This window comes from Saccharopolyspora spinosa NRRL 18395, assembly GCF_000194155.1.
GTDB lineage: Bacteria > Actinomycetota > Actinomycetes > Mycobacteriales > Pseudonocardiaceae > Saccharopolyspora > Saccharopolyspora spinosa.
On sequence record NZ_GL877879.1, the window covers coordinates 2,317,022 to 2,335,086 of the forward strand.

The 18,065-nt window shown below is 68.1% G+C and carries 17 protein-coding genes; 12 read left to right on the plus strand and 5 right to left on the minus strand.

Features of this window, described 5'->3' with window-relative positions; all coding sequences use genetic code 11:
* Positions 1-10 precede the first annotated feature (10 nt).
* Together SSPN_RS0130020 and SSPN_RS0130025 are read right to left on the minus strand one after the other, a co-directional pair.
* A complete protein-coding gene (locus SSPN_RS0130020) occupies positions 11-862 on the minus strand; it encodes a class I SAM-dependent methyltransferase (protein ID WP_029535857.1) in 852 nt (283 codons plus the stop codon).
* Positions 859-1,377, minus strand: coding sequence for a DUF2505 domain-containing protein (locus SSPN_RS0130025; protein WP_010312323.1), 519 nt, complete (start codon positions 1,375-1,377; stop codon positions 859-861). Before SSPN_RS0130025 ends, SSPN_RS0130020 begins: the two co-directional genes overlap by 4 nt.
* On the opposite strand from SSPN_RS0130025, the gene SSPN_RS0130030 reads away from it, so the two are divergent.
* The 3 genes from SSPN_RS0130030 (at position 1,364) to SSPN_RS52360 (ending at position 5,178) form a co-directional block, all read left to right on the plus strand.
* A complete protein-coding gene (locus SSPN_RS0130030) occupies positions 1,364-2,539 on the plus strand; it encodes a UDP-N-acetylmuramate dehydrogenase (RefSeq protein WP_085982156.1) in 1,176 nt (391 codons plus the stop codon). The genes SSPN_RS0130025 and SSPN_RS0130030 overlap by 14 nt on opposite strands.
* Before the next feature lie 89 nt (positions 2,540-2,628).
* The gene (locus SSPN_RS0130035; RefSeq protein WP_010312327.1) at positions 2,629-3,636 is read left to right on the plus strand and encodes a chymotrypsin family serine protease; all 1,008 of its coding nucleotides are present in this window, start codon (positions 2,629-2,631) and stop codon (positions 3,634-3,636) included.
* A 432-nt stretch (positions 3,637-4,068) separates the two neighbouring features.
* On the plus strand, positions 4,069-5,178 hold the full coding sequence (locus SSPN_RS52360) for a fatty acid desaturase family protein (RefSeq protein WP_083822177.1): 1,110 nt from the start codon (positions 4,069-4,071) through the stop codon (positions 5,176-5,178).
* 66 nt (positions 5,179-5,244) lie between these two features.
* Here SSPN_RS52360 and SSPN_RS46560 read toward each other — a convergent pair whose 3' ends face one another.
* Positions 5,245-6,126 carry an EamA family transporter gene (locus SSPN_RS46560; protein ID WP_044575102.1) on the minus strand — a complete coding sequence of 294 codons (882 nt, stop codon included), beginning with the start codon at positions 6,124-6,126 and terminating at the stop codon, positions 5,245-5,247.
* A 279-nt stretch (positions 6,127-6,405) separates the two neighbouring features.
* The gene (locus tag SSPN_RS0130050; RefSeq protein ID WP_010312330.1) at positions 6,406-7,152 is read right to left on the minus strand and encodes an SDR family NAD(P)-dependent oxidoreductase; all 747 of its coding nucleotides are present in this window, start codon (positions 7,150-7,152) and stop codon (positions 6,406-6,408) included.
* A 253-nt stretch (positions 7,153-7,405) separates the two neighbouring features.
* Here SSPN_RS0130050 and SSPN_RS0130055 point away from each other — a divergent pair, with 253 nt between their 5' ends.
* Positions 7,406-8,560, plus strand: coding sequence for a L,D-transpeptidase (locus SSPN_RS0130055; protein WP_010312331.1), 1,155 nt, complete (start codon positions 7,406-7,408; stop codon positions 8,558-8,560).
* Between the two features lie 353 nt (positions 8,561-8,913).
* Here SSPN_RS0130055 and SSPN_RS57175 read toward each other — a convergent pair whose 3' ends face one another.
* On the minus strand, positions 8,914-9,081 hold the full coding sequence (locus tag SSPN_RS57175; RefSeq protein WP_010312332.1) for a hypothetical protein: 168 nt from the start codon (positions 9,079-9,081) through the stop codon (positions 8,914-8,916).
* Between the two features lie 292 nt (positions 9,082-9,373).
* Here SSPN_RS57175 and mshA point away from each other — a divergent pair, with 292 nt between their 5' ends.
* The 8 genes from mshA to SSPN_RS0130105 all read left to right on the plus strand — a co-directional run bounded on the left by mshA (position 9,374) and on the right by SSPN_RS0130105 (position 17,928).
* Complete coding sequence (mshA, locus tag SSPN_RS0130065; RefSeq protein ID WP_029535859.1) at positions 9,374-10,669, plus strand: D-inositol-3-phosphate glycosyltransferase; 1,296 nt, start codon at positions 9,374-9,376, stop codon at positions 10,667-10,669.
* Positions 10,666-11,178, plus strand: a complete 513-nt coding sequence (locus tag SSPN_RS0130070; RefSeq protein ID WP_010312334.1) for a type III secretion system chaperone family protein — start codon at positions 10,666-10,668, stop codon at positions 11,176-11,178. The genes mshA and SSPN_RS0130070 overlap by 4 nt, the downstream gene beginning before the upstream one ends.
* A 115-nt stretch (positions 11,179-11,293) precedes the next feature.
* A complete protein-coding gene (locus tag SSPN_RS0130075; protein ID WP_010312335.1) occupies positions 11,294-12,145 on the plus strand; it encodes a DUF4349 domain-containing protein in 852 nt (283 codons plus the stop codon).
* A 667-nt stretch (positions 12,146-12,812) separates the two neighbouring features.
* Complete coding sequence (locus SSPN_RS0130085) at positions 12,813-13,244, plus strand: OsmC family protein (protein ID WP_010312338.1); 432 nt, start codon at positions 12,813-12,815, stop codon at positions 13,242-13,244.
* A gap of 53 nt (positions 13,245-13,297) precedes the next feature.
* Entirely contained in the window at positions 13,298-14,041 is a 744-nt protein-coding gene (locus SSPN_RS0130090) for a phosphoglyceromutase (RefSeq protein WP_010312339.1), read from the plus strand.
* Positions 14,042-14,302: 261 nt separating this feature from the next.
* Complete coding sequence (locus SSPN_RS0130095; RefSeq protein ID WP_010312340.1) at positions 14,303-15,544, plus strand: sensor histidine kinase; 1,242 nt, start codon at positions 14,303-14,305, stop codon at positions 15,542-15,544.
* Entirely contained in the window at positions 15,541-16,221 is a 681-nt protein-coding gene (locus SSPN_RS0130100) for a response regulator transcription factor (protein ID WP_010312341.1), read from the plus strand. Before SSPN_RS0130095 ends, SSPN_RS0130100 begins: the two co-directional genes overlap by 4 nt.
* 672 nt (positions 16,222-16,893) lie before the next feature.
* Positions 16,894-17,928, plus strand: a complete 1,035-nt coding sequence (locus SSPN_RS0130105; protein WP_029535861.1) for a Ppx/GppA family phosphatase — start codon at positions 16,894-16,896, stop codon at positions 17,926-17,928.
* The last annotated feature ends 137 nt before the right edge of the window (positions 17,929-18,065 follow it).

An 18,065-nucleotide genomic window follows, 5' to 3' on the forward strand; every position in this document is an offset into this window, starting at 1 on the left:
TCGAGAAATTTCAGGGCGCGATCGCGGCCCAGCCGACGGTGAGCTCCCCCAACCGCCACCGCCGCCGCCGGTCCAGCACCGGCCAGCCCAGCTCGGCGAACAACTGCGCTGCGTGCGCCCATCGGGCGCGCGGCCCGAACGGGGCCATCGGGGCCGCCTTCGCCCAGCACACGTCGAGCTCGCCCAGCATCGCGTGCACCTTCTCGCCCGGCACGTTGCGGTGGATCAAGGTCTTGGGCAGCCGCTCGGCGAGGTCCGAAGGCCGTTCGATGTCGGCCGGCCGGCAGGCGAGCGTCAGGGTCCGCGGCCCGCCCCGGTCCAACGTCACCCAGCAGCAGCGCCGCCCGATCTCGTCGCAGGTGCCCTCCACCAGCAACCCGTCCGGCGCGAGCCGGGAGCACAGCTCGTCCCACGCCTTCCACGCCTCGGGCTCGGTGTACTGGCGCAGCACGTTCAGCGCCCGCACCAGCGCGGGGCCCGGGAAGTCGCGCACCCCGGCGGCCAGCCCGGCCAGCTCGAACCCGCCGCGGCGGAACTCCAGCGCGGGAGGATCGGCGACGAGTTTGCCGGCCGCGACCCGGTCCGGGTCGATCTCCAGCCCCACCACCCGCGCGTCCGGGCGCAGCGGCCTGAGCCGGGCCGCCAGCTCCACGGTGGTCACCGGGGTGGCGCCGTAGCCGAGGTCGATGACGACCGGCTCGGCGGCCTCGCGCAGCGCCCGAGCGACCCACGGGGTGCCGGCGATCCACCGGTCGATGCGCCGCAGCCGGTTCGGGTTGGTGGTGCCCCGGGTGGGCATGCCCAAGGCGCGGGCCCGACCGGCCGCGAGCCGGGGCGCCCGCTTCTTCGGGGCCGAATTCATCCCCGGCGGGCCAGCCACTCGGTGGTGAACTTCTCCTCGTCGGACAGCAACTTCTGCACCTGGTCGACGATCAGGTCCTCCAGCTTCCCGCCCAGGAACGGCACGTTGACCCGGACACTGCCGGACACCACGAACTCGCTGACCGCCGACCGGGTCGGTTCGGCCAGGTCGCGCAGCCACATCGAGCCGGTGATCGAGCAGGGCGCCCCGGCGATCTCAGCGGCGATCTCGCCGGTGTAGTGCCCGTCCTCCTTCCGCCGCCACGACTCGCTGCGGTCGATCTTCAGATCACCACCGACGACGGTGCGGGCCACCGACGGCAACGCGTCGGCATGCACCCCCTGGCGCACCTGGAACCGGGCGCCGTCCTCGGTGGCGACGTGCTGGAGCAGCGCCGCGTTCGCCCCGCCGATCTCCGCCAGCCGGTCGGTGAGGTAATCGATGTCGATCAGCGCCTCGTACACCCGGGCGGCGGGCCACTCGGAGGTGCTCCGGTGCTCGATGCGGCGTGCCATGCAGCGGAGGTTACCGTTGGCAACCGTGAAACCCTCCACTTCCGGTGCCGAAGAAGTGCGCGACGACACTCTGTTGTCGGGCGCGCACGCCGGTGAACGCGGTGGTGACCTGCCGCTGGCCGACTACACCACACTGCGGCTGGGCGGCCCGGCGACGGAACTGGTGATCGCCCGCCGCCCCGAAGAGCTGACCGCCGCGGTGCGGGCCGCCGATTCGGCCGGGCAGCGGCTGCTGGTGCTCGGCGGAGGTTCGAACGTCGTGGTGGCGGACGAAGGTTTCGCCGGGCACGCGGTGCGGATCGCGACCAAGGGACGCCAGTACGACAGCGTCGGCGACGGGCTGGTGCAGCTCACCGCGGAGGCCGGCGAGGACTGGGACGAGGTCGTGGCCGACACGGTCCGCCACGGCCTGGGCGGGCTCGAATGCCTGTCCGGCATCCCCGGCCTGACCGGTGCGACGCCGGTGCAGAACGTCGGCGCCTACGGCGTCGAGGTCTCCGAGCTGCTGGTCTCGGTCGATCTGCTGGACCGCAGCACCGGACGCGTGCGCACGGTCCCCGCCAGCGAGCTCGGGCTGACCTACCGGAACAGCGTGCTCAAGCACAGCGACGCCGCGGTCGTGCTGCGCGCGCGGTTCCTGCTGCGCGACGGCGGCCGGTCGGCCCCGATCCGCTACGCCGAGCTCGCACGTACGCTCGACGCTGAACCCGGCGGGCAGGTCGACGTGGCCAGCGCCCGCGAAGCGGTCCTGGCGCTGCGGCGCGGCAAGGGCATGGTGCTCGACCCGGCCGACCACGACACCTGGAGCGCCGGCTCGTTCTTCACGAACCCGATCGTCGGCGCCGACGAGCTGCCCGAGGTGGTGGCCCGCATCGTCGCCGAGGTCGGTCCCGACCAGCGGATCCCGCAGTACCCGGGGGCCGACGGCGGGACCAAGCTGTCCGCGGCGTGGTTGATCGAGCGGGCCGGGTTCGCCAAGGGGCATCCGGGCCCCGGCGGTCGGGTGAGGTTGTCCACCAAGCACACCCTCGCGCTGACCAACCGCGGTGCCGCGACGACCCGCGACTTGCTACTTCTTGCGCGTGAAGTTCGGGACGGAGTACGCGTGGCCTTCGGCGTTTCGCTGGCACCCGAGCCTGTGTTGGTGGACTGTTCGCTGTAGCAGCCGAAGAGCTGAACGGCCGTAAGAGTGACTCTTCGTGACTGTGACGTAACCCTGAGTGTTAAATGGTGTAGGTGGAGGGGGCCACCATGCTGAGCATCAGGGAGCTTAGAGACCGGGCGGTCATACGCCCGATCAAGCGGGCGGTCGAGGACCAGCTCCTGGACCTACCCGGGGTGACTGCCGTGGACATCGGTGTGCAGCACCGCGCGGGAGAGCCCACCGGTCAGCAGGTCATCGTGGTGTCGGTGATCCGCAAGATTCCGCGCGAGCAGCTGGTCGCGGGCACCTGCGTCCCGAGCGACATCTTCGGCATCCCGACGGACGTCATCGAGGAGCAGCCGGTCCTGCAGCACATCCACTGCGCCCGGGACAAGCCGCTGGCGTCGTGCCAGCAGCGCAGCGAGCGCGCCGGGGTGGTGCGTGGCGGCAGCGGGATCGTGCCGTGCCGCGCCGTCCACCTGTCGCCGCCGACGGTGCCGAACGCCGGCGAGTACCGCCGGATCGGCACGCTCGGGGCGATCGTCACCGGCACCTCGCCGACGGTGGTGCCGATGGGGCTGACCACCTTCGACGTGGGTTGCCTGGACGACGCCTGGGCGGTGGGCGACCGGATGATCGACCCGGCGGGCGGCCGGGTGCACACCGAGCTGGCGCGGGCGGCGCTGTCCGGCCGGGTCGACGCGGCCGCGGTCGCCATCGCGCCCGGTTCGGAGACGTCGTGCGTGGTCGACGGCATCGGGCCGGTCACCGGGCACGCCACGGCCTACCCGGGCGAGCGGGTCCGCAAGAACGGCTTCGGCACCGGCGTGACGGTCGGCATCATCACCTCGGTCGATGCGACCGTGCGGCTTGACCACGGCGAAGCCCTGGGCGTCCGGGTGCTGCGGGAGCAGATCCGCATCACCGCCGCGGACCTGCGGTTCTGCGGTCCGGGGGACGCCGGGGCGGCGGTGATCGATCCGGGCGGGCGGATCATCGGCCTGCACGTGGCGTGCAGCCGGGGCGGGGCGTTCGGTTTCGCCAGCCCGATCGCCGACGTGCTGGCGGAGCTCGACGTGGAACTCTGCACCGAATCCCAACGCATCCGCGTCTGAGGCCGGACGGGTGAAGAGCACCTCCGACCGGCCAAGTCGTCGGCAATCGGCCGGTAAGAGTGGAGGCGGCCCAAGCTAGCCCCAGTCGACGACGGCATCCTGCGACGAGCGATTCGCTGGGGGTTACCTCAGACATGGGTCCGTTGGGCGAACAGGAAGGCCATAGGCGCAGGTCGAGTGCGTACCGCACTGGCAGCCCCATGTCTACCGTGCGCTTCAACCACGCCAGAATCCCTTGTCAAGCGAATCCGCGTGGATTCACCCTCAACTTGAAATCCAAGAAGCCGCTGGCCTGGGCCAATAAGAATGTTACGCAATCTTTGTCACAGTTCTCCCAGTCGTCGATACAAGCAAATTAGATTGCGTATCTACTATGTATTAACGCGGATAGCGGTACCCGGGTCGATAAATTGATCGATACCGTCTTCGCTCATGAGTAAAACTGGGTGGATTAGTTCAACTCGTCCAGACGCCGAAAAATTCGGCGAAGTTACTCCTGGGCGAATTCCGAGACACAAATTCTCCAAGGAAATTCAAGAAGAGCTGACTCGGCTGCGTAAGTTAGACAACTGGCATGGCCTGGCTGCATTGGTTACAGACTGGACAGTGATCATTTTAGCGGCGCTGTGCGGCGAAGTTTTGAATGACTTGAGTTCATGGGCGTCTTGGATCTTCTATCTAGGTGTGGCGCTTCCGGTTATCGGTACTCGGCAGCGGGCGCTTGCGACACTACTTCATGAGTCGGCTCATGACATTCTAGCAAAGAATAAGCGCCTTAACAGGTTCTTGGGAACCTGCTTTTCCGGTTATATGATCTTTCAGTCATATAACGCGTACAGGCGAAGCCACGTACGTGATCATCATGGGTCTTTTGGCGATCCTAGAATTGACCCCGACCTACGGGCGCACATTTCTGCCGGTCTCTACGAGCCGCAGTCAGGCGCCAAGTTCAGGTGGCGATATCTGATTTCGCCGCTGTTTGGGCGTCAGACTCCATCTGTCGTTAAGGAACTGGTCACTGCGCGATTGTCCGGAACCAGAAAGGAGGCAATACGTGGAATTTCCGTCGTGGCTTACGTGGCTTGTATCGGTGGCGCTTTTGCCGTCTTTGGACTGTTTGATCTCTTCCTCTATTACTGGATAGTTCCGCTCTTTGTCGTCTTCCCAATGGTTAACTGGTATATCGAGATGCTGGAGCATTTTCCTCTTGTAGGCAGTGCTGCTATCGATGTACGGACCACCCGCCACAGAGCACTGGGATACATCTCCCGGCACTTCCTCGGGATTCACAATGAGGGTTACCACTTAGACCATCACCTATCCCCAAAGATCCCTTATTGGAATCTTCCTGCTGCGCACGGGGCTCGCCTCAAAGATCCTGTGTTTGCCCAGGCAATTGCAGAGACGGCACCAGTCGGGGAGGGTGTGATTTGGCAGTTCCAGGATATGGTTCGACGTGTGGATGCCGATCAAGCCAGTGAACGGCTGGGGCGCTTCACGGATATCGATACGATCGATGCGGAGTTGGCGCCGAGCAAATGAGTACTTTCGACGGGCAGGACGTGTAACTGAGTCCTGCCCGTCCAAAATGGTTGCTAACTGCCGGACTCAAGCTAGGGCCGGCTCGGTACGTTGACCGCGACGCACAGCCCCCACACCAGCAATTACGACCAATGCTATTCCGGCGAACTGTAGGAAAGACAGCTGCTGGCCCAGCAGCACGAACCCGATCACGCAGGCAAAGCCAGGTTCGAAACTCATTAGGGTAGAGAAGGAGGATGTTGTCATTCCCCTGAGCGCCTGCATTTCAAGCGCGTAGGGCAACAGCGGGAGGAGGATCGCCGATACTGCGGAAATGATTAGGATAGTGATCGTGATTCCGTTAATGGAGCTTTTGGCGCCAAAGAAGCTCGCAGTTATCGCGGCCACCGTCAACGATATCGCTAGTCCCTGCATTCCGGAAAAACTATCCCCGACCCGTTGACTGAGCACAACATAGCCGCCCAAACTTGCGCCCGCCGCTAGGCCGTACGCGATCCCGACCGGATTGAATTCTCCGGCCCAGGGCGTTGTAAGCATCACCACTCCTGCGAGTGCAAGAACGGGCCAGACTAGATCTCGGCGTTTCTTGAGGCCAATGACCGCAATGGTGAACGGCCCGAGGTATTCGAGTGTGCTGGCGGTGCCCAGTGGGATCAAATTGATGGCCTGGAAGTAGAACAGTGTCATGCAGCAGCTTACGAGCCCGAGTCCTATTGCCGAAAGCATCGACGATTTGGAAAATTTGAATGGATTCGGCCGGCAAATTGCAAGCAAGAACGCTGCGGCTAGCGCGAGTCGAAGAAAAGCCGCACCGACGGGACCAACGGCTGCGAACATCCAAGTGGAAACAGCTGCGCCTGTCTGGACAGACATCATCGCACCGATTGCCATCGCTACGCACACGCCTACGCGCGGTCGCCGTGCCGTCAACGGCAAGGAACTCTCCATAGTCGTGGATGGAACCACAAGGAAGCGAAAGCGTCCAGGAAATAACCATTGGTGTCCCGGGTCACAAGTTTGGTGACCCGTTCAGCGGGTCGTGAATCACTTAAATAGGCGATTGTTTTGTCTGAGCCTCGGGGGCTATGCCCGCTGATCTCGAGAGAGATGAATGCGTGCCCGTTCGCGTACTGGACTATGGATGGCTCGACGTGAATTCAATATCCGTATTCAATCTGGAAATCGGACCTCGATCTCCAGATTGAAATCACGGCCGGTCTGGTGGGGTCACTCGTGGCGGTGCATTCGGGTCGCCGAGTGCTGGTCGCGGGGCATGACCTCGATGTAGTCCAGGTTGACGTGCGACGGGCGGGTCACCACGAAGGTGATGATGTCCGCGATGTCATCGCCGGTTAGGGGCGTGATGCCCTGGTAGACCGCCGCCGCGCGCTCCTTGTCGCCGCCGAAGCGCACCTCGGAGAACTCCGTCTCCACCGCACCCGGCGCGACCTCGGTGAACCGCACCGGCTCCCCTAGGTGCTCGCCGCGGAGCGTGCGGTGTAGCGCACCCTGGGCGTGCTTGGCCGAGGTGTAGCCCGCGCCGTTGTCGTAGACCTGCGAGGAGGCCACCGAGGTCACCGTCACCACGTGCCCGTCGCCGGAGGCGATCAGCTTGGGCAGCAGCGCCTTGGTGACCCGCAGCGTGCCGAGCACGTTGGTCTCCCACATCCAGCGCCAGTCGTCCTCGTCGGCATCGGCGATCTTGGCCAGGCCCTTCGCACCACCGGCGTTGTTGATCAGCACGTGGCATTCCGGAACCTGCGCGACGAACGCTGCCACCGAGTCCGCGTCCGTGATGTCCAGCGGCAGCGCGGTGCCGCCGATCTCGTCGGCAAGCTCGGTCAGCCGGTCGAGCCGCCGGGCGCCGAGCACCACGCGGAAACCGGCGGTGGCGAGTTGGCGCGCGGTGGCCGCGCCGATGCCGGAGCTCGCCCCGGTGACCACGGCCCAGCGACCTGCAGAGTTTGTGCTCACGTCTTCTTCCTCCCGGGAAACGGCCGATTGCCCGCCCCACATCCGACCACGCCCGGCAGGCGCGCGCGGACGGCGGTTCGGCGGGGGGTTCTCGTTCGCCTCACGATGTGACACGCCACACTGGAGCCTCAGGACATCTTTTCCACCCCTCGAGCGTCTACTGGGTACGAGGGGTCACTTTTCGACGACCGTCCTTGCGTTCGGGGCAAAGGGACGGTCGTGCGGCAATTTCAGAAGGGATCGGGGGCAGAAGGTGAGTGGTTCCAAGCTGCGGTCGCTGTGGGCTGCGCTGGCGGGGGCTTTGGTGGCACTGCTGCTGATTTCGGGCTGCGGTTCGCCTGCGCCGCAGGATCAGAAGCCCGCGGACCCGGTCGCCGAGGTGGCCTTCGAACCGGGCGCCGCTGCGGGCGAGGTCAACCCGACGGCGCCGATCAAGGTCACCGTGGACCGCGGCAAGTTCGACTCCATCGCGCTGACCAACGCCGACGGCAAGCAGGTCGCCGGCGAGCTGTCCAAGGACGGCAGGACCTGGCAGGCCACCGAGGCGCTCGGCTACGGCAAGAGCTACTCCTGGTCCGGCCAGGCCATCGGCGAGGACGGCCTGCAGGTGCCGGTGCAGGGCCAGTTCAGCACGCTGCAGCCGAAGAAGGTGATCCGCGCCACGATCAACCCGACGGACAACGCCGAGGTCGGCATCGCGATGCCGATCAGCGTGAAGTTCGACGAGCCGGTCAAGGACAAGGCGGCGATCCAGCGCGCGCTGACCATGCAGACTTCGGTGCCGGTGGACGGCTCCTGGGCGTGGCTGTCGGACCGGCAGGTCGACTGGCGGCCGAAGGAGTACTGGCCGGCGCACACCCACATCAGCGTGAACGCCAAGCTCTACGGCCAGTCCTACGGCGACGGCGCGTACGGGATGGCGGACCTGAGCACCGACTTCGACATCGGCCGGTCGCAGATCGTGAAGGCGGCAGTGGGCACCCACCGGCTGGTCGTGATGCGCAACGGCCAGCAGGTGGCCAACTACGCGGCGAGCTACGGCGAGGAGTACGACCCGGGCCGGAACACCCCCAACGGCATCTTCATGGTCATGCAGAAGAACCCGGTGGAGATCATGGACAACCCCCGGTACGGCTACCACGACGTGCGCAAGACCTGGGCGGCCCGGTTCTCGAACCACGGCGAGTTCATCCACGAGAACCAGGAGAACGCGGCCGCGCTCGGCAAGGTCAACAACTCGCACGGCTGCATCAACCTCAGCGCGGCGGATGCGAAGGCGTACTACGACAGCGCGCTGATCGGCGACCCGATCGAGGTGACGGGTTCGGCCAGTTCGATGCCGCCGCAGTTCGACGTCTACGACTGGCTTCTCAGCTGGGACCAGTGGACCAAGAAGTCAGCGCTCTGACGCGATCGGGTCCTGTTTCGAGGCCCCGTTTTGGGCAGCGGCGTCGGTGGCGGATCCTCAGACGCCGTCTGGTCTCCGGGGATCCCGGACTCGTGAATGCCAATTCACGACGCCGGGGCTGTCCTCACGGAACGACGTCTGAGAACCCGCGGCGGAGCTCCCGGAAGTGCTTTCGGGCCGTAGGAGCGGCGGGGGGCCTGCCGCTTTTCGCTTTCCTGGTTCGGTCCTCGGGCTATTCGTCGGGGACTGAGCAGGCTCGGCGTCGAGGTCGTCGCAGCGGAGGGGCAGGAAGATCTCGCGGCCCGCCGGGTGTGGGTAGATCACGCCGCTCTCCCGGAGACCCCGCCCCAGGCTCAGCAGCACGAACCCCGGCAGCGGGGCCGGTAGTCGCTCTCCGCGGACATCACCAGCGGCACCGCCCCCATGCCGATCGCGCCCACGAGCAGCCCGGCCACCAGCGTCGAGTGCAGCCCGGACCAGGCGGCAGCCGCTCGCCGACGAGGCCGCCGATGGCTGCGCATCGCGGTCGTCGTGTAGCGGTGATCGCGGTCGGCGAAATGCTCCTGGCGATGCGTTCTGGCCGGTCGACGGCGGTGTGACTAGCGCCACCCGGGGCCGTCGGACCGTCCGGCTCGGCGGCCCCGGGGCGGTAGCGTCGAACGTCGGCCTGGATGGGGTCGTGAGCGGTGTGACCACCACCGCCCGCGAATGCCGTGGTTTCGGCACCGTGACGGGAATGTTTTCGCCACGGCAGGTGTAGGGGTTGACATGCGTCCGAAAACTTCGGGCCGACCGGCTTGCGATGGGCAGCAGATGACCTCCAGAACGTTACGCATGCGGCCACGCCGCGCCGCCGTCTTCTCGTTGCACACCTCCCCGCTGGAGCAGCCGGGCACCGGCGACGCCGGGGGCATGAACGTCTACATCGCGCAGACCGCCAAGCGGCTGGCCGATGCGGGTACCGAGGTCGAGATCTTCACCAGGGCGACCTCGTCGGACATCCCGCCGATCGCGGAGCTGGCCCCCGGCGTCCTGGTCCGGAACGTGGTCGCCGGTCCGTTCGAAGGGCTCGACAAGAACGACCTGCCGTCGCAGCTGTGCGCCTTCGCCGCCGGTGCGCTGCGGGTGGAAGCCCGCCACGAACCCGGCTACTACGACATCGTGCACTCGCACTACTGGCTGTCCGGGCAGGTCGGCTGGCTGGCTCGGGAGCGCTGGGGCGTCCCGCTGGTGCACACCGCGCACACTCTCGCCAAGGTCAAGAACGCCAACCTCGCCGCGGGCGACAGCCCTGAGCCGCGAGTCCGGGTGCTCGGCGAGGAGCAGGTGGTCGCCGAGGCGGACGTGCTGGTGGCGAACACCGAGTTCGAGGCCGCCGACCTGATCACCCGCTACGGTGCCGATCCGGACGAGGTCGTGACGATCCCGCCCGGCGTCGACCTCGAATGCTTCACCCCCGGCGACCGCCAGGCCGTCCGAGCCGGGCTGGACCTTCCGCCGGACGCCGTGGTGCTCGCCTTCGTTGGCCGCATCCAGCCGCTGAAGGCCCCGGACGTGCTGCTGCGGGCCACGGCGGAACTGCTCGCGAGGCACCCGGAGATCCGCTGCCGCCTGGTGGTGCTGGTGGTCGGCGGGCCGTCCGGCAGCGGGCTGGAGCGCCCTCGGGCGTTGCAGGAGCTCGCGGTGCAGCTGGGCATCTCCGACGTGGTGCGGTTCCTCCCGCCGCGCAACGGTGCCGCGTTGGCCGACGTGTACCGGGCGGCAGACGTTGTGGCGGTGCCGAGCCACAATGAGTCCTTCGGGATGGTCGCGCTGGAGGCGCAGGCCTGCGGCACGCCGGTGGTGGCGGCCGCCGTCGGCGGCCTGCCGGTCGCGGTCGACGACGGGGTTTCCGGGCTGCTGGTGGACGGGCACGGCACCGGGCAGTGGGCGGACGCCCTCGGCTCGCTGGTGTTGACGCCGCAGCTCCGCGCCCGGCTGACGGCGAACGCCCCCGCGCACGCCGCGCGGTTCTCGTGGGAACGCACCACCGAGTCGCTGCTCGACACCTACGTGCGGGCGAAGATGGCCTTCCACGCGCAGTTGCGCATCCGGGAGGTGACGGCGTGAGCGCCGACGGGATAATCAAGTCCACATTGGACGCCAGCGGGCTGGAGTACGTCCCGAAGGGTGCGGGGCGGTTCTTCGTGACCTTGCCCGGCAGCAAGAAGCTGCAGACCAACTGCTGGCTCATCGTCGCCGAGCACGCCTTGGTCGTCGAGGCGTTCGTGTGCCGGCAGCCGGACGAGGCGCACGAGGACGTGTACCGGTTCCTGCTTCGCCGCAACGCCCGGCTCTACGGCGTGCACTACACGATCGACGCCAACGGCGATATCTACCTGGTGGGCCGGATCGGCCTGCACGCGGTGACCGCCGACGAGCTCGACAGGGTGCTCGGCCAGGTCTTGGAGGCCGCCGACGGAGACTTCAACACCCTGCTGGAGCTCGGGTTCGCCACCGCCATCCGGCGCGAGTGGGGCTGGCGCGAGTCGCGCGGCGAGTCCCTGGCGAACCTCCAGCCGTTCCGGCAGCTGGTGGCACGCGACGGCCCGGTCCAGCCCCTCCACGACCGGCCGTAGGGCTAGGCATCGCAGTTGATCCGCGTGTGCTGACCGGGTTTGTCGCCATCGGTGCAACCCGGAGATCGTTCGCCTCCGTCTCCGCCGTGTTCACAACGATACGGAGGAGAACGGAATGGGCAAGCGGCGATTATCCGGGCCGCTCGTGGCGGTGGTCGCGCTCGGCCTGCTGGGCGGATGTTCATCGGGGGCGGCGGATTCGGCGCTCTCGGCCGGAGATTCGCGCGCCGTGGCGCCTGCCGCCCCGCAGGAGCGCAGCGCCTCGGGCAACGCCGACGCGACGTCCGACGACACGCAGCGCAAGGCGATCGGCCAGCGCGAGGTGATCCGCACTGCAGAGCTGGACCTCGAGGTCGACGACGTCGAGCGGGTCGGCGGCGAGGTGCGGCGACGCAGCGAAGGTGCGGGCGGCTACCTGCAGCAGGAGGACGCCTACCGGTCGGGCACGACGATGACGGTGCGGGTTCCGGCGGAGCGGCTGGACCAGGTGCTGGGCGAGTTGTCCGGCCTGGGGCGGGTCACGGCGCGCAGCCAGCAGACCCAGGACGTCACCGACCAGCTCGTCGACACCCGGAGCCGGATCGATTCGCAGCGCGCGAGCGTGCAGCGGCTGCGCGTGCTGATGGACCGCGCGGCGACGGTCGGCGAGATCGTGTCGATCGAGAGCGAGCTGACCTCGCGGGAAACCGAACTGGACTCCCTCGAACGGCGCGCGGCGGCGCTTTCCGGCCAGGTCGAGCTGGCCACGGTCACGGTGCGGCTGGTGCGCCCGAACGCGGTCGCCGTCGATGACACGGGCTTCCTGGCGGGACTCTTCGGCGGCTGGCGGACCTTGTCGTCGATCGGAGCGTTCCTGCTAACGGCCTTCGGAGCGATCCTGCCGTTCGCCGCCGTGCTCGCGGTACCGGGAACGGCGGCCTGGCTGCTGCGCCGCCGCCGAAAGGCCCTCCGCAGCCCCAGCATCTGACCAGAGCAGGGCCCGCGCTGACCGCTGGTTCGCTGACCACTGCGGACGAGCTGGACATGGGCAGGGCGATGCCATGAATCCGGGATGGCGTCAGGCAAGCGGCGGAGCGGCTTTCGCTTCCTCGACGATCAAAACCGCCGCCGCGAGATCAAAATTCGTGTTGCGGGAGTTGTCGCTGCGGCAAGCGCAAAACGCGGCTGGAAAACAGAGAAGGGACCGCGCGGGGCGGCTCGGGAGAGAGGGGAGTCACGAGCACGAGCCGCCCCGCGTGGGGTCCCGCTGCGGGCCGGTGGGCGGGGGGCACCCTGGGCCCGGCGGGGCGCGGCTCTTGGGGGAGGTGAGCCGCGCGGACGCTCTCGCGAGATCGGGGAGTGCGTGGGAGCCGATCAAGGAGAGCGTTGTCAACTTCGCAGAGTCCGGCAGCGGCCACAAGGCCGCCGCATTGCTCCATTAGTGTGATGTTTTCAACGAAAAGTAACGCATAGGAGTCGAAGTGCCTTCGTTTCGCGAACGGGGGTGATTGCTGCCACTTTCGTGTCACGGACCTGCGGTGATCACATAACTGTCGGGTGAAGCACACAACCAAAACTGCGGGTCGCTGCGCGCTGCGGGAGGGTGTACGCGGCGGAGGGGAGCGGCCTCCGCGCACCCGATGAGGAGCGGCGAGATGACCGATCGCAACGCCACCACGCAGTGGACTGGAGACCTCAAGAACGGTTCCGGCACCGTCACCCTCGACTCGTCCAACGTCGGTGAGTTCCCGGTCACCTGGGCGTCCCGCGCCGAGGACCCCGACGGCCGCACCAGCCCCGAGGAGTTGATCGCCGCGGCCCACTCGGCCTGCTACTCGATGCAGTTGTCCGGTCTGCTCACCGCGGCGGGCACTCCACCGGAGCGGATCGACACCAGCGCCGAAGTCGGCTTCGGTCCGCGCGGCGAAGGCTTCGCCATCACCGGGATCGCGCTCACCGTGCGGGCGAAGGTACCGGGCATCGACGCGGATGTGTTCCATCAGACGGCCCTGAAGGCCAAGGAGATCTGCCCGGTCTCGGCGGCCCTCACCGGGACCACGATCACCCTCGACGCCGTCCTGGACTGAGGCAGCCGCCACGCAGGACAAGTCTGGAAACAGGGCTTATATAGCCTGGGGTTATGACTGCGACCCTGGTGCTGCTGCGGCACGGTGAGAGCACGTGGAACGCCGAGAACCTGTTCACCGGCTGGGTGGACGTCCCGCTGTCGGAGAAGGGCGAGACCGAGGCCAAGCGCGGCGGTGAGCTGCTGCGCGAGAGCGGGGTGCTGCCGGACGTGCTGCACACTTCGCTGCTGCGGCGAGCCATCTCGACGGCGAACATCGCCCTCGACGTCGCGGACCGGCACTGGATCCCGGTTCGCCGTGACTGGCGGCTCAACGAGCGCCACTACGGCGCGCTGCAGGGCAAGAACAAGAAGCAAACCCTGGAGGCCTACGGCGAGGAGCAGTTCATGCTCTGGCGCCGCTCCTACGACACGCCGCCGCCGGAGATCGAGCTCGGCAGCGAGTTCAGCCAGGACGCCGACCCGCGCTACGCCGACCTCGGCGCCGACCTCCCGCGCACCGAGTGCCTGAAGGACGTGGTGGCCCGGCTGCTGCCGTACTGGGACTCCGCGATCGTGCCGGACCTGCGGGCCGGCCGGACGGTGCTGGTCGCCGCGCACGGCAACTCGCTGCGCGCCCTGGTCAAGCACCTGGACGGCATCTCCGACAACGACATCGCGGGCCTGAACATCCCCACCGGCATCCCGCTGCGCTACGACCTCGACGCCGACCTGAAGCCCACCAACCCGGGCGGCACCTACCTCGACCCGGAGGCCGCCGCCACCGCCGCGGCAGCCGTCGCCAGCCAGGGCCGCTGACCCGAGCGGTTATGAGACGAGGAGCACCCGCGACCGATCAACCGGATCGCGGGTGCCCTCCTCTGTCACCTAGATGGTTGGTGGGTGGCGAGAATTCGCCGGGGTGGCGAACGGAGCGCGACGGTCGACCGGTCGGTACGTGAACTGGCTCCCAGCAGGGAGTGAAGCAGAGGTGAAGAAGCCCCCTTTTCGTGTCACGGGTATCACGGAACGCCCTCGTAGACTGGCCTTTCCCCACCCCGGCTTGCTTACGATGCAGACGTGACCGCATTGGGCTACACCGCCCTGATCATTGGCGCGCTCGTACTGGGCGCGGTCGGCGGCTTCGTCGCAGCTCGGGAATCCCGGCGCCGCGCCAGGCCCGAAGGCCCAACCGTCGCCGAACTGCTCCAGCGGCTGGTGCACACCAGCGACAGCGGGGTGGTCGTGCTCAACAAGTTCGGCGACGTGGTGCTGCACAATCCGCGGGCCGACGAGCTCGGCCTCATCCGCGACCACCAGGCCGACCCCCGGGCCCGCAAGGCCGCCGAACGGGCCCTGCTGGCCGGTGAGTCGGTGCCCGTCGACCTCTCCCCGCTCAACCGAGCAGGCACTGCGCTGCGTGGTCGCGGTCCGGCCGCCGTGCTCGGCGAGGTGCGCCCGCTCGGCGACGGCTTCGCCGCCGTCGACGCCGCCGACGAGTCCGATTCGGTGCGCCTGGAGGCCACCCGCCGCGACTTCGTGGCGAACGTCAGCCACGAGCTGAAGACCCCGGTCGGGGCGCTCGCGCTGCTCGCCGAGGCGGTGCTGGACGCCGCCGACGACGCCGGAGAGGTGCGGCGGTTCTCCGCCAAGATCCTGCACGAGTCGACCCGGCTCGGGACGCTGGTATCCGAGCTGATCGCGCTGTCCCGTTTGCAGGGCGCCGAACGGCTGCCCGAGCTGACCACGGTCGACGTCGACGCCGTGGTCGAGGAGGCACTAGGCCGCTGCCGGCTGGCCGCCGAGTCGGCCGGGATCGAAATCACCATCGACGAGCCCACCAGCTACCTGCTGGACGGTGATCGGACCCTGCTGGTGACCGCGCTTAGCAACCTGATCAACAACGCGGTGTCGTACTCGCCGCCGGGCAGCCCGGTGTCGATCAGCCGTCGGCTGTCCGGCGACTTCGTGGAGATCGCGGTCACCGACCGGGGCATCGGGATCGAACCCGATTACCACGAGCGGGTCTTCGAGCGGTTCTTCCGGGTGGATCCGGCGAGGTCCCGCGCCACCGGTGGCACCGGGTTGGGCCTTGCCATCGTCAAGCACGTCGCCGCGAACCACGGCGGCGAGGTCAAGCTGTGGAGTCGCACCGGTACTGGCTCCACCTTCACGCTTCGGGTGCCCAGGCACGGCACGACCGACGGCCAGCCGGCCACTGCAGAGCCGGTGACATCAGCGGACCGCGCGGGCGGTGCCGCCCGCTCCGGGACCGAAAGTGCGGACGGGGTCACAACCGTCGAAACGGGAGGAGTCCGGTGACCAGGGTGCTGATCGTGGAGGACGAGGAGTCCTTCGCCGACCCGCTTGCTTTCCTGCTGCGCAAGGAGGGCTTCACGGCGGCAGTCGCCGCGAACGGGCCGGAGGCGTTGGACGAGTTCGACCGCAACGGCGCGGACATCGTGCTGCTCGACCTGATGCTGCCTGGTATGAGCGGCACCGATGTGTGCAAGCAGCTCCGCCAGCGCTCGTCGGTGCCGGTGATCATGGTGACTGCCAGGGACAGCGAGATCGACAAGGTCGTGGGCCTGGAGCTCGGTGCCGACGACTACGTCACGAAGCCGTACTCGGCGCGGGAGCTGATCGCGCGGGTGCGCGCGGTGCTGCGCCGCCGCGGTGAGGCGGAGGAGCTGCAGCCGCAGGTGCTGGCGGCTGGGCCGGTGCGGATGGACGTGGAGCGCCACGTGGTGACCGTCGACGGGGCGGACGTCAACCTCCCGCTCAAGGAGTTCGACCTGTTGGAGTACCTGCTGCGCAACGTCGGCCGGGTGCTGACCCGCGGGCAGCTCATCGACCGGGTGTGGGGCGCGGACTACGTCGGCGACACCAAGACGCTGGACGTGCACGTCAAGCGGCTGCGCTCGAAGGTCGAGCCCGATCCGGCGGACCCGCGCTACCTGATCACGGTCCGCGGCCTCGGCTACAAGTTCGAGGGATAGCTGGGCCGACAGCGGCGAGGAAATCGCGCAGTCGGAACGAGCCCCCAGGGACGACCTTGGGGGCTCTTCTGCGCTCCGAGGTGCTTGTCAGGCAGCTGCTGCGCGCCCTGACTCCGGTACCGCCGGACGTTCGGCCCGAGTGTGGAACGTCGATGATCAGCCGATCGGCCGATGTCGGCGAGCTGATCGGCCGATGGGTGGATTCGGGCGGAACGGGCAATCTTGCTGCCGTGAACCAGCCGATCTCGAACGCCACCGCAAGCGTTCCGGACCCGACTCAGCTCCCCGCCGCCAGATCGGCGCGGAGCCCGCCCGCCGTGCCCACCGGGAGGCGCATCGGCGAGATCGACGCCCTGCGGGCCTGGTCCTGTGCGGGATTCTCCTCGTCAACATCCCGCCGGTCGGGCAGTTGCGGTTGCGGTCGGGGCGTCGTCCAGTCCCGAAGATGAAGATCGATTGGCTTTCGCGCCGACCGGAGCTCCGCCGCCGGACGACGTGCACGCAGAGTGACCGAAGGTTCCGACACGGGTTCGAGGAGGTGATGTTGGCCGCGTGACGTGGCGCACTACGGCGGTGGTCGGCCAGGTCTGCGGCGTGCGCGGGGGCATCGAATAGGCCGTTTTGCTGCCCACCTCGCCCCAGGCCACGTGCGCAGCCGGTAATTTGTCGGGCATGCGCCTAGGGGTGCTCGACGTCGGATCCAACACGGTCCACCTGCTGGTGGTGGACGCGCATCGTGGTGCCCATCCGACCCCGATGACATCGGAGAAGACTGTGCTGCGGCTGGCCGAGCGGATCGGTTCGCACGGTGGCCGGCTCGCGGAGGAGGACGCTGCGGAGCTCATCCGCACCGTCGCCGACGCGCAGGAGGCGGCGATAGCGGCCGGTTGCGAGGAGCTGATGGCGTTCGCGACGTCGGCGATCCGCGATGCGGACAACGCCGCCGAGGTGCTGGCTCGGGTGCGCGCCGAGACCGGCATCGAGCTGGAGGTGCTGCCCGGCGAGGACGAGGCCCAGTTCACGTTCCTGGCGGCCCGCCGGTGGTATGGCTGGTCGGCGGGCAACCTGCTGATGCTCGACATCGGCGGCGGTTCGCTGGAGATGGCGGTCGGCATCGACGAGCAGCCCGACCTGGCGGTGTCGCTCCCGCTGGGGGCCGGTCGGCTGGCCCGCACGATGCTGCACGACCCGCCGACGCAGGACGAGGTGAAGAAGCTGCGCGAATGGCTGCAGGGGCAACTGGCGCCCACTGCGAAGCGGTTCCGCAAACTGGGGCGCCCGGACCGCGCGGTGGCCAGCTCCAAGACGTTCCGGTCGCTGGCCAGGCTGACCGGCGCGGCGCCGGCTTCCGCGGGACCGCGGATGCCGCGCACCCTCACCGAGACCGGCCTGCGGCAGCTGCTGGCGTTCATCACCCGGATGTCGTCATCCGATCTGGCCGCGCTCGACGGGGTGAGTGGCGCGCGGGCACACCAGTTGGTGGGCGGCGCGCTGGTGGCTGAGGCCGCCATGCGGGCGCTGGAGCTGAAGGAGCTGGACATCTGCCCCTGGGCGTTGCGGGAGGGTGTGATCCTGCGGCGACTGGACCACACCAATGGAGACGGTCACACTGCCATCCAGGCCCGCGAAACTCTCGGGCTCGCGGAGGTGGGGTCCGCGAACGGAACTGGACGCCAGACGCAGCACGGGGCACGGTGGGAGCGATGAGTCGGGACAGCGGGGCCGATCAGCCCACCCAGCGCACCGTTGCGGAGCTGCTGGCCGAATACGGCGGCAGCTCGCAGAAGAGTTCCCGGCGTCGGCGTCGGCGTGCCGAGGACCCGACCGAAACCGCGCCGCAGGCG

Bases quoted from the DNA above. Each gene is read 5' to 3' on its own strand.
- SSPN_RS0130020 (WP_029535857.1), bottom strand. From the start codon at position 862: ATGAATTCGGCCCCGAAGAAGCGGGCGCCCCGGCTCGCGGCCGGTCGG.
- SSPN_RS0130030 (WP_085982156.1), top strand. From the start codon at position 1,364: ATGCGGCGTGCCATGCAGCGGAGGTTACCGTTGGCAACCGTGAAACCC.
- SSPN_RS0130025 (WP_010312323.1), bottom strand. From the start codon at position 1,377: ATGGCACGCCGCATCGAGCACCGGAGCACCTCCGAGTGGCCCGCCGCC.
- SSPN_RS0130035 (WP_010312327.1), top strand. From the start codon at position 2,629: ATGCTGAGCATCAGGGAGCTTAGAGACCGGGCGGTCATACGCCCGATC.
- SSPN_RS52360 (WP_083822177.1), top strand. From the start codon at position 4,069: ATGAGTAAAACTGGGTGGATTAGTTCAACTCGTCCAGACGCCGAAAAA.
- SSPN_RS46560 (WP_044575102.1), bottom strand. From the start codon at position 6,126: ATGGAGAGTTCCTTGCCGTTGACGGCACGGCGACCGCGCGTAGGCGTG.
- SSPN_RS57175 (WP_010312332.1), bottom strand. From the start codon at position 9,081: ATGCGCAGCCATCGGCGGCCTCGTCGGCGAGCGGCTGCCGCCTGGTCC.
- mshA (WP_029535859.1), top strand. From the start codon at position 9,374: ATGACCTCCAGAACGTTACGCATGCGGCCACGCCGCGCCGCCGTCTTC.
- SSPN_RS0130075 (WP_010312335.1), top strand. From the start codon at position 11,294: ATGGGCAAGCGGCGATTATCCGGGCCGCTCGTGGCGGTGGTCGCGCTC.
- SSPN_RS0130085 (WP_010312338.1), top strand. From the start codon at position 12,813: ATGACCGATCGCAACGCCACCACGCAGTGGACTGGAGACCTCAAGAAC.
- SSPN_RS0130090 (WP_010312339.1), top strand. From the start codon at position 13,298: ATGACTGCGACCCTGGTGCTGCTGCGGCACGGTGAGAGCACGTGGAAC.
- SSPN_RS0130105 (WP_029535861.1), top strand. From the start codon at position 16,894: ATGCGCCTAGGGGTGCTCGACGTCGGATCCAACACGGTCCACCTGCTG.